Origin of the sequence: Erythrobacter sp., assembly GCF_036351135.1 — a bacterium.
GTDB lineage: Bacteria > Pseudomonadota > Alphaproteobacteria > Sphingomonadales > Sphingomonadaceae > Erythrobacter.
Genome location: NZ_JAZBON010000015.1, coordinates 50,447 through 61,129, shown reverse-complemented (window position 1 = coordinate 61,129; position 10,683 = coordinate 50,447). Strand labels below are relative to the sequence as shown.

10 protein-coding genes are annotated in these 10,683 nt (G+C 64.3%); 5 read left to right on the top strand and 5 right to left on the bottom strand.

Translation table 11 applies throughout. The features are described 5' to 3' along the window. Window positions 1–832 (top strand): MiaB/RimO family radical SAM methylthiotransferase (locus V2I30_RS04690; protein ID WP_330660921.1); only part of this gene is annotated, 832 nt, incomplete at its 5' end. A gap of 183 nt (window positions 833–1,015) precedes the next feature. On the opposite strand, the gene V2I30_RS04685 is transcribed toward V2I30_RS04690, so the two are convergent. Further along, complete coding sequence (locus V2I30_RS04685; RefSeq protein ID WP_330660920.1) at window positions 1,016–1,960, bottom strand: hypothetical protein; 945 nt, start codon at window positions 1,958–1,960, stop codon at window positions 1,016–1,018. Between the two features lie 96 nt (window positions 1,961–2,056). Then, on the bottom strand, window positions 2,057–3,013 hold the full coding sequence (locus V2I30_RS04680) for a hypothetical protein (protein ID WP_330660919.1): 957 nt from the start codon (window positions 3,011–3,013) through the stop codon (window positions 2,057–2,059). 159 nt (window positions 3,014–3,172) lie between these two features. Here V2I30_RS04680 and V2I30_RS04675 point away from each other — a divergent pair, with 159 nt between their 5' ends. Continuing rightward, complete coding sequence (locus V2I30_RS04675) at window positions 3,173–4,219, top strand: PhoH family protein (protein WP_330660918.1); 1,047 nt, start codon at window positions 3,173–3,175, stop codon at window positions 4,217–4,219. A gap of 36 nt (window positions 4,220–4,255) precedes the next feature. Here the strand turns inward: V2I30_RS04675 and V2I30_RS04670 are convergent, their stop codons facing one another. Then, window positions 4,256–6,538, bottom strand: coding sequence for a TonB-dependent receptor (locus V2I30_RS04670; RefSeq protein ID WP_330660917.1), 2,283 nt, complete (start codon window positions 6,536–6,538; stop codon window positions 4,256–4,258). 301 nt (window positions 6,539–6,839) lie between these two features. On the opposite strand from V2I30_RS04670, the gene ybeY reads away from it, so the two are divergent. The 3 genes from ybeY to V2I30_RS04655 all read left to right on the top strand — a co-directional run bounded on the left by ybeY (window position 6,840) and on the right by V2I30_RS04655 (window position 9,278). Continuing rightward, window positions 6,840–7,334: an rRNA maturation RNase YbeY gene (gene ybeY / locus V2I30_RS04665; RefSeq protein WP_330660916.1), complete on the top strand. Its 495-nt coding sequence runs from the start codon at window positions 6,840–6,842 to the stop codon at window positions 7,332–7,334. Window positions 7,335–7,347: 13 nt separating this feature from the next. Further along, window positions 7,348–8,295: a hemolysin family protein gene (locus tag V2I30_RS04660; protein WP_330660915.1), complete on the top strand. Its 948-nt coding sequence runs from the start codon at window positions 7,348–7,350 to the stop codon at window positions 8,293–8,295. Between the two features lie 98 nt (window positions 8,296–8,393). Continuing rightward, window positions 8,394–9,278, top strand: coding sequence for a LysR substrate-binding domain-containing protein (locus V2I30_RS04655; RefSeq protein WP_330660914.1), 885 nt, complete (start codon window positions 8,394–8,396; stop codon window positions 9,276–9,278). Window positions 9,279–9,305: 27 nt separating this feature from the next. On the opposite strand, the gene V2I30_RS04650 is transcribed toward V2I30_RS04655, so the two are convergent. Continuing rightward, window positions 9,306–10,226, bottom strand: a complete 921-nt coding sequence (locus V2I30_RS04650) for a lysophospholipid acyltransferase family protein (RefSeq protein ID WP_330660913.1) — start codon at window positions 10,224–10,226, stop codon at window positions 9,306–9,308. Between the two features lie 28 nt (window positions 10,227–10,254). After that, window positions 10,255–10,680 carry a Fur family transcriptional regulator gene (locus V2I30_RS04645; RefSeq protein ID WP_330660912.1) on the bottom strand — a complete coding sequence of 142 codons (426 nt, stop codon included), beginning with the start codon at window positions 10,678–10,680 and terminating at the stop codon, window positions 10,255–10,257. Window positions 10,681–10,683: the final 3 nt, after the last annotated feature.

The window sequence follows — 10,683 nt, the reverse complement described above, 5'->3', positions numbered from 1 at the left end:
TGCGGAAATCTCGCGGCCCTACAGCGACTTGATTGCCGAGGCTCGCAAACTGATCGAGGCGGGTGCGCGCGAGATCACGCTGCTGGGACAGAACGTCAATGCGTGGGTAGGCGAGGATGACAAGGGCCGAACGAAGGGGCTCGCGGGGCTCATCCGCGCGCTGGTAAAGCTCGATGGGCTCGAGCGCATTCGCTATACGACCAGCCATCCCAACGACATGGAAGACGATCTCATCGCCGCGCATGGGGAGGTCGACAAGCTTATGCCCTATCTCCATCTGCCGGTGCAGTCGGGCAATGATCGCGTGCTGAAAGCCATGAACCGCGCGCACACCGCCGAAAGCTATCTCAAGCTGCTCGAACGCTTTCGCGCGGCGCGTCCCGACATCGCGCTGTCGGGCGATTTCATCGTCGGCTTCCCCGGCGAGACCGAGGCGGAGTTCGAGGATACGCTGACCCTCGTCGACGAGGTGCGCTACGCTCAGGCCTTCAGCTTCAAATATTCCCCACGCCCCGGCACGCCCGCCGCCACGATGGACGATCAGGTCCCGCGCGAGGTGATGGACGATCGCCTCCAACGCCTGCAGGCCCGCCTTAATCGCGACCAGCTGGCATTCAACGAAGCAAGCATCGGCAAGAGCTGCAAAGTTCTGGTCGAACGCCGCGGCAAGCACAAAGGCCAATGGCTCGGCAAATCTCCTTGGCTCCAGAGTGTGTGGTTCGAGAGCGAACGAAGCGGCGGGGCTGAGATCGGCGACATGGTGAATGTCGAGCTTGCCGAAGCCGGGCCGAACTCGCTGCGCGGCGAGGTGAGAACCGTCGTCGGCGTCTGAAACGGCGGATCAGTCCTTCGCCGCAAGGCCCTTACGCCGATAGGCCGACCAGGCCGCTTCATGAGTGGCGTAGGCTTTCGCGGTGGGTGGCAATGTGTAGGGCGCTTCGAGATAAGCCCAGTCGAAATCGGTCAGTCCGCCCGGACCCGAGCGCGCACTATTTCGGCTGTTCGCAGGTCGCCGTCAGTCGTCCTTGTCCCAGACGTTCTTGCGATAGGCGGACCAGGCGGCGTCGTGGATGGCGTTGCCGCGCGCGGTGCGGGGCAGCTTGTAGAGCGCGTCTAGATAGGCCCAGTCGAACTCGGTAAGCCCTTGCGGAGGCTCGAACTCTTCGTCGAACAAGGCGAGGATCGAGTCGGTCGCATTGGGCGCGCCGCCCGAAAGATCGTCGACATTGGCGAAGCTGCGGATGCTTGCATAATCGGCCAGCTGCTGCAGCGTCTTGCCGGCAATCGCCTCGCCGTCGAAGACCACGACCGAAGCGGTCATGTCGGTGCGGATTTGCTGCGCCATGCGGGTCGCGTTGAAGGGATCGGCGGTCTGGACCTGGCGCGGCGGATTGCCGAACTGGATGGTGTTCAGCTGCTTGCCGTCGACTTCGCGCGTCTCGGTGGTCTGCCAGGCATGGGCGCCGCCATTGCCGCGCAAGATACGCTTGTATTCGTGATCGAGCAGCCCGGTGAACAGCCACTCGCTGTCTTTACGCAATTGCTCGATCTGCGCGCGCGCGTCCTTCGCAAAGGCGACGATGGTGTTGGGCTGGCAATCCTCGCCCGCCAGCGGGATGTCGAGCCGCCGTGCATGCTCCTCGATCCGCGCGATCAGCACGCCGGCATAGTCGGCATTCATCCCGATGATGCCGATGCAGATGGGCTCGTATTGCTTGGCGAGCGGCTTGTCGACGCGGGTGCGGCGGGTGATCGAGCGCGTGATCTGTTCGAGCCGCTCTTCCGCCTCGCGCTCCATTTCCGCGGTGACGACGATTTCGTTACCGGCGGTCTCGTTGTCGACAACCTCGTTATCGGCAACGGGCGGCGCGTCGTCCTGTGCCCCGTCGGTCTGGGCAGCAGTTGGCGCGGCGCCGATGAATGCACCGATTGCGAGGATCGAGAGGAAATGTTTTCTCATGGACAAGCCCGTTTCACATAGTGGGCAAACCGTAAATGGCGAATGCTACGAAGCTCTGACCCGGATCGACGTAATCATGCGGTTTTCGACCAACGGTCATTCACTGTCGATGGGTGCGATTTCGGCTTGCTCCATCCGGGTGACGCGCCGCGCCACATTGCCGAACAGAAGCGATTTGGTGGCAGTCGGCGAGGTTTCGTAAAGCGTCGACAACATGGGCTGGTCGAACGTGGTCAGCTCCGCCGGAGCATCCTCTGCCTGAAACAGAGTGAGAATGGTCCGGGCGGCGGGCGCGGTGTCGGGAGAAATAGCCCTGCTGTTTCCGAACGTGCGCATCGAAGCATAGTCGGCGAGTTGGACCAGGGATTTGCCGATCGCTTGCGGCAATTCGATCATGACGACAGCGCCCGCGATCGGATTGGCGTCGCGCCTCGTCCGACTCGCATAGAACGGGCGCTTCGGATCCGTCGCGAGCGCCAGGCGCTGCGCGTCGGAAGCCGCGCCCATCGGCGCCGATGGCACGATGACGGGTCCGCCCGTCTTCGCAGGAGCATAGGTCCATGCTCGCACCGGACCCTTTTCGTTCAGCACGCTTATCCGTTCATGACTGGCCAGATGATCGAGTTCGTCGGAGTTGCGATCGAACCATGTCTGCGCACCGCCCTGGCTCGCCGGAACGAAGATGACCGATGTGTTATGCTTGCAATCCTTCGGGCCGTTTTCATGGTTCAGGCCCGCGCGAACCGCATTCGCACGCATGCGATCCTCGATGAAGAGTGTTGCCTCTTCAGGCAGGCCGAACACCTTGGGGCACATCGGCCGACTGTAAGAGCCGATGGCCTGCGAATAGGGCACCTTGTTCAGCACCTCGCTCGCCATCCGGCGCAGCTCGCTCCGGCGCTCGCCTTCGTCGGTGGGCGCTCTGACGATGATTTCGCCTTCGGACTGCGGCTCGGCGTCGATCGAAACGGGGGCGGGATCGCTTGGAATGGCGGGAGGAGGGGATGGCTGCGACGCCGCCAGGACGACGTTTGCAACAAGGGCAATCGACATCGCTTCGTCACCTTTCGCGAAGAGGCCGTAATTTATCCGTCACGATGTGAAGGAGCAATGACTTTCCACCGCAAGGAATGGGGGCGCTCCTTGCCAATGGCCGCGCGAGGCTTACCTTTCAGCATCGGGCAACCCGCCACCTATCGCATAAAGGACGCCATGGGCCGCCGACCGACACGCAAGAACCCTTCCTCTCCGCAGGCGCGCGGCGCTCCGGCGCTGTCGCCCGATCCCGTGCCGCTGCGCGAGCCGCGACGGGCGCAGACCGAGCTGTCCTTCGAAAACCAGTCGCTGCTGGGCGCGCTGTTCGGCCAGTTCGACGCCAACCTCGTTCAGGTCGAGAACCGGCTGGGCGTCATGATCCATGCGCGCGGCGACAAGATCGTGATCGAGGGGCCGGAAGATGCGGTTGCCCGCGCGCGCGACACACTCAAGACCATGTACGACCGGCTGGCCCTGGGCCAGGACCTCGATGCGGGCGCGATCGAATCGCTCATAGCCATGTCGAACGAGCCGACGCTGGAGGGGATCATCTCCGGCGACAAGAGCGGCCCGCCGATCATGATCCGCACGCGGCGCAAGACGATCGTCCCGCGCTCCGCCACCCAGATCGCCTATATGCGCAGCCTCGCGCGCGACGACATCATCTTCGCCCTCGGCCCCGCTGGCACCGGCAAGACCTATCTCGCGGTCGCACAGGCCGTGTCGCAGCTTATGACCGGGAGCGTCCAACGCCTGATCCTCTCGCGCCCCGCAGTCGAGGCGGGGGAGAAGCTGGGCTTCCTCCCCGGCGACATGAAGGACAAGGTCGATCCCTATCTGCGCCCGCTCTACGACGCGCTTTACGATTGCATGCCGCCCGAACAGGTCGAGCGGCGGATCGAGAGCGGCGAGATCGAGATCGCGCCCATCGCCTTCATGCGGGGGCGCACGCTGGCCGATGCCTTCGTGATCCTGGATGAAGCGCAGAACACCACGCGCGAGCAGATGAAGATGTTCCTCACCCGATTCGGCCAGAACAGCCGCATGGTGGTCTGCGGCGATCCGCGCCAGGTCGACATTCCCGGCGGCGATACGATGTCGGGCCTGGCGGATGCGGTCGGCAAGCTCGAAGGGGTCGAAGGCTTCGGCACGATCCGCTTCACCGCCGCCGACGTCGTGCGGCACCCGATCGTGGGCCGGATCGTCGAGGCTTACGAAGGGTAGGGGCGGGTAGACCCCGCCCCGGCATTCCGGTCCCGGCTAGAAGCTGATCCGCGTCTCCACGCCCCAGATCAGCGGATCGTTCACGAAACCGGTGAGGTTGTTGAAGTCGATTGCCCCGATCAGGTTTTCCTCATTGGTGAGGTTGCGCACGAAGCCCGCGACCTCAAGCCCGGTGTCGTAATCGATATAGCCCGCACGCACGCCGAGCTCCAAATTGCCGTCGAAGCGGAATTCGCGGCTTTCGTAGAGAAAGAAGTTGGTCTCGCCGACCTGGGTGTAGTCGGTGAAGAAATAGAGCTCGCCCCCGCTCAGCGGCACGGCGTAGCGCAATGAGGCGGTGAGGATCGTCTCGGGCGCCTGCGGGAAGGGGTTGCCGTCGATCGAGGCGCGCGTCGTGCCGTCCACTGTCACCAGCGGATCGAGCACGGTGCAGGGCGCCCCGCATGGTGCGACCAGCAGGCCCTCGTCCTGGATCTCGGTGTCGTTGTAGGAGAAGCCCAGAAAGATATCGAGATTTCGCACCGGACGCAGGTTGGCGTCGATCTCGAAGCCTTTGCCCACGCCCTTGTCGGCATTGATCAGCTGGTTGAAATTGCCCGCCCCGCCGATCGCGGTGAATTGCTGGTCGTCGACCTCGTAATAGAACGCCGCCGCGCTGATGCGGAAAGTGTTGCCGAACGCCGCCTTGATCCCGGCATCGATCGAGATGACGTTCTCGCTGTCCGCCGTGGTGACATCGTTGCTGAACAGCAGGCGCCCCTGGATCGAGGGCGCGCGGAAGCCCGTTGCGACGCGGGTGAACAGCGCGATCTCGTTGGTTGCCTCGTAATTGAGCGCGACGTCCCAGTTGACCTGATCGTCGCCCACCGAAACGCGCGCATCGATCGGGCCGAGAAAGCCGAGTGGGCGGCTGCCGACGAAATCCTTGTCGTCGTCTGTGTAGCGCACGCCCGCGGTCAGCGTCAGGCGCTCGGTCAGGTCGAGCGACCCTTGCGCGAACACCGCATAGCTTTCGTTGGTTTGCTCGGTCAGCGCGATGATCGTCGCTTCCGGATTGCCGAATCCGTCGAAGGAGGCGTTGTCCACGGTGAATTCGTCGCGGAAATAGAACGCGCCTAGCTGCCAGCTGAAAGTGCCCATGTCGCTCGCCAGGCGCAATTCCTGCGTCACCTGTTCGAGATCGGTGTCGCGGCTGCCGGTTTCGGAAGGGAAGGGGATGAAGCCGGGGAAGGATCCGCCCGGAAGGAAGCCCGCGCCGACGCCGCCGTCAATGTCGCCCACCCCGTCGCTGTCCGCTTCGAAATAGCTGGTGATGCTGGTCAGCGTGAGATCGCCCAGGCCCAGCTCGTTCTTCCAGGTGACGCCGCCGATCTCGGTGTTGGAGATATTGTTGCGCCCGCCGTCATAGGCGACTTCGAACCGGTCGAAATTGTCGTTCAGATTGTTGGTCCCGGGCGACAGGACATTCGCCCGGAACAACGTCGTCGTGCCGTCCAGCTTCTGATATTGCAGGGTGAGCAGCGAGTTGAAGTTCGCAAGGTCGAGCTCGAAATGCGCGCGGCCCGCGACCGAGGTGAAACCGCCAAGGTCGTCGCGGCCATCGTTGTTGCCGGCGAAATCCGCGCCGGGATTGACGTTCTCGACGAAATCGTCGCGGTGGGTCAATTCGCCCGCGACCCGGAAGCCAAAATTGTCGCCCAACGGGCCCCCGATCGCAGCGTTGACCTTGGCCGAATCGAACCGGCCATAGGAGGCGGAAAGATAGCCCTCGAACGTGTCGGTCGGCTTTTTGGTGTCGAATTTGATGATGCCGGCGGGCGTGTTGCGTCCGAACAAAGTGCCCTGCGGCCCGCGCAGAATTTCGGTCTGTTCGATGTCGAAGATCGGGAATCCCTTGAGCAGCACGTTTTCGAGCACCACCTCGTCGCTGACGATCGAAACCGGCTGCGAGGCGCTGAGATCGAAATCGACATTGCCGAGGCCGCGAATGTAGAAGCGCGGCGCGGTGCGCCCGCTCGATCCCTCGACGTAAAGGCTGGGGACGCGCCCGGCGAGCCCGCGAATGTCGGCGCCCGCATCGAGGATTGCGGTCAGCCGTTCCTCGTCCACCGTCGCGACCGAGATCGGCACGTCGAGGATGTTCTGCTCGCGCCGCTGTGCGGTGACGATGATCGCGCCCTCGTCTTCCAGATCATTGGCGCCTAAACCGTCCTCGCCATCCTGCGCCGCGGCTGGCGTGGCAAGCATTGCGGCAGAGGCAAGGAGGGCGGCCTTGGCGAAAAGAGCGGTTTTGACGGGGCGGGCGGCGGCAATGGTCATGAGGCATTCCTTTGCGTTGGCGGAAGCGATTGAGACGAACCCTTGCGCACAAGTCTTGCGTTGCCGGGTCGGACCTGTCCACCGCCGGGGCCCACGAAACTGTGTGCAGCGCAGCAATGGCGGCGATAGGGGGCGGAGCGACCGCGCCCGCCTTTCCTACCGTCACGCCGCGATGATATTGGGCGGACCATGACGATCATCGCTCCTTGCCGCACCCCTTCGCGCCCACCTGCGAGCAGCGGAACATTCGTTTCCAGGACCGTGTTCCACCTGTTCCATCCTGTAGGACTTGGCGCGTCGCATGGAGCTTGAGATCGACATTGAGGGCTGGCCGAAGGGCGAGTGGGAAGCGCTCGCCCGGCGGGCCGCGGCGGCGGCAATGGGCGTGGAGCCGGCGCTGGCCAACAGGCGGCTTGCGGTCAGCCTGCTGCTCACCAGTGACGCCGAAGTGCACGCGCTCAACCGCGAATGGCGCGGGCGCGACCGGCCGACCAATGTGCTGAGCTTCCCGATGATGAGCCGCGCGCAATTGCTAGCGCTGGAAGCCAAAGGGCCGCCGGTCCTGCTCGGCGATATCGCGCTGGCGCTGGAAACCTGCGCGCGCGAGGCGGAGACGAAAGGCATATCGCTCGCCGATCACTTCGCGCATCTGGTCGTTCACGCGATGTTGCATCTTGCCGGTCACGATCACGTAACCAGCGAGGCCGAAGCCGAGGCGATGGAGCGGCTCGAAATCGCGGCTCTTGCAATAATGGGTATCGCGGACCCATATGGGGACCGCGATCATGGGGAGTAACCACGTAAGGGCCATGCCCGACAGCAGCAGCAGTTCCGCGGGAGACGCGGAGAGTAGCGCCGGGGGCCTGTCCGCCTTGGCCTCCGCCTTACGCAAGATGGTTGGCGTAGCCGACGGCGATCGTTCCCTACGCGCTCAGATCGAGGAGAAGATCGACGAGCACGAGGGCGAGAACGACGACACCGACGATCAGGACCATGGCGCAGGCAATGGCGATCTCTCGCCGGTCGAGCGGCAGATGCTGCGCAACCTCCTGCATTTCAGCGAGCACGATGCCGACGACGTCGCCGTGCCGCGCGGCGAGATCGTTGCCGTCGAGGCGGGCGTCACCTGGGAAGAACTGGTCGCGCAATTCTCGCAGGACGGCCATTCGCGCATGCCGGTCTATCGCGACACGCTCGACAACGTGATCGGCATGATCCACCTCAAGGACGTTTTCTCCTTCCTTGCGAACGGCAAGAAACCGCCGCGCGACTGGACGGTGCTGATGCGCCAGCCGCTCTACGTGCCGCAATCGCGCGGTGCGCTGGACGTGCTGGCCGATATGCGCGCGCGCCGGGTGCACCTCGCCATCGTGCTCGATGAGTTTTCGGGCACCGATGGCATCATCACCATTGAGGACCTGGTCGAGGAGATCGTCGGCGAGATCGAGGACGAGCACGACGAGACCCCGCAGGCGCTGATCGTGCCGATCGGCGAGGGGATGTGGGATTGCGACGCGCGCGCCGAATTGGACGACATTGCCGAGGCGGTCGATCCCGCGCTCGCCGAGGTCGAGGAATCGGTCGATACGCTGGGCGGGCTCGCCTTCGTGCTCGCCGAGGCCGTGCCCGCGGTGGGCGCGCAATTGGAACATCCGAGCGGATGGCGCATTGAGGTGCTGGCGGCCGACGACACGCATGTAAAGCGCCTGCGCCTGCATGCTCCCGAGCCTGAACCGGATGAGAATGACTTGCAATAAAGTCACAGCATTCGTGATTATCTATAATCCGCTTCGATTTTTTGCATCTGCCTGCGCGCGCATTGCGTAGCTCCCTGTGAACCAAGGAGTTGCACTAAATGCCATCACGTCGCCTGCCCCCCCTGCGCGCGCTTGAGGCCTTCATGCGCACGGTCCGCCTCGGATCGGCCAGGGCCGCCGCCGAGGAAATCGGCCTCAGCCCGTCCGCCCTTTCGCGCCGGATCACCAATCTCGAGGAGTTCGTCGGCAAGAAGCTGTTCACCAGAGCGCGCCAGTCGATGCAGCTGACCGACGAGGGCCAAGCCTTCTTCGAGGCGGTCAATCCGCATATGGAGGCCCTGTCGCGCGCGGTCGAAAGCCAGTCCGACAATATCGCGCTGCTGCGCCTGCGCCTCGGCGTATTGCCGATGTTCGGGAGCCAGCGGCTGTTCCCGCGGCTCGGCGAATTGCGCAAGCGCCACCCGCTGCTCCATATCGACATCGACACCGCGCCTCATCTCGAGGACCGGGTGGGCGACACGCTCGATGCCGCCATTATCCTGTCGCGCGGCCCGGCGAGCGGGCTGCACGCCGTCCGGCTCGATCACAATCTCGTCCACGCGATCTGTTCCAAGCAGGCCGCGCAGACCATCGGCGAGGAGATGGACGCGGCCGTGCTCGCGAAGCAGACCTTCCTCATCCACAACGAACTGCCTGAAAGCTTCGTCGCCTGGAAGAAAGCGAATGGCCTGGAAGATCTGGAGCCCGCCGCGATCGATCATTACGACTCGGGTGCGCTGATGCTGGAAGCGGCGGCGCAGGGGCTGGGCATCGCGATCATGCATGACGACCATCTGACGCGGGCGGGCGACAACCGGCTGACAAACCTGCCGGGCGCGGAGGTCCAGAGCCCCTACAGCTACTGGTTCGTGTGCAAGCCAACCGCGCTCGAGATGCGCCCGGTGCGCCTGTTCCACGACTGGCTGGTGCGCGCCGGCCTGTAGGCGCCAGCGCCCGAAATCGCCCGCCGGTCAGGGTCGCAATTCGTCGGGGACATCCTCACGCCGCGCGGAATAGCGGATCGGCTCGACGTCGTGCGCAAAATCGCGCAGCGGTTTGCCCAGCGCCTCGCGCAATGCATCCTCGACCCGCCGCCGCGCCTCCTGGCTGATCGCCTTGCGCCCGCGAAAGTCGACCGGGCTGAAGGGTTCGAGAAAATGCAGCCGCAGCTCGAAGGAGCCTTTGCGCGCAAGCACGCGCTTGGCGTTGTTGAACCCGGGTTCCTCGCCGATCCAGCCGATCCATTCGGCGATCGGGCCGTAATCGATCAGCACCGGCTGGACCAGAACGCCCGGTGGCGGCGGCTCAAGCACGGAGAGCATACTGGTCTTGAACGGCAGCAGCGACTGGCCGTCCGTAGTGGTCCCTTCGGGAAAGACGGTGACCGACCAATTGTCCGCCAGCGCCTCTTTCAGCGCGTTGATCTGGTCCGCCACGCTCATCCGCGCCTCGCGCTTGACGAAAACGGTGCGGTTCATCGTGGCGAGCCAGCCGACCAGCGGCGCCTTGGCCAGTTCCGCTTTGGCCACGAAGGCGGTGCCCGACGCTCCGGCAAGGGCCAGGATGTCGATCCACGAGACGTGATTGGCGACGTAGAACACGTCGCGCCTCAGATGCGTCCCGATCGTCTTCACCCGCGCGCCGCAGACGCGCGCGGCAAAACGCAGAAACCACATCGGGAAGGGCGAGCCATAGGCGAAGGCGCGGTAGAGATAATGCAGCGGGATGAAGACCGCCATCAATCCCAGCAGCATGAGCGAGCGCCTGATGATCCGGGTCCAGCCGCGGACCGTGATCGGAGTCGCCTCGCCGCGCGCCGCCGCCACGCGCAGCTCCCACGCCTTGTCGATGGTGGCGGCGTCGATGCCGGTCGACTGCTGCTCTGCGCTCATTTCCTGCGGCGGGCCGCTGCGCGCGGGGTCAGCGCTCTTCGCGCGAGAGGCGCACGCCGTAAAGCTCCATGCGGTGATCGACCAGCCGGTAGCCCAGCTTCTCGGCAATCTGCCGCTGCAGCGCCTCGACCTCCGGATCGACGAATTCGACGACCTTGCCGGTTTCGACGTCGATCAGGTGATCGTGGTGTGCCTCCGGGACCGGTTCGTAACGTGAGCGCCCGTCGCCAAAATCGTGGCGATCGAGAATGCCCGCCTCCTCGAACAGGCGCACGGTGCGATAGACGGTCGCGATCGAGATCTTCGGATCGATCTGCGAGGCACGGCTGTGGAGCAGCTCGACATCGGGGTGGTCGTCGCTCTCGGACAGGACCTTGGCGATGACGCGCCGCTGCTCTGTGATCCGCAGCCCTTTTTCCGCGCATAATTGTTCAAGGTCTATTCTTTGGTTCAAGCC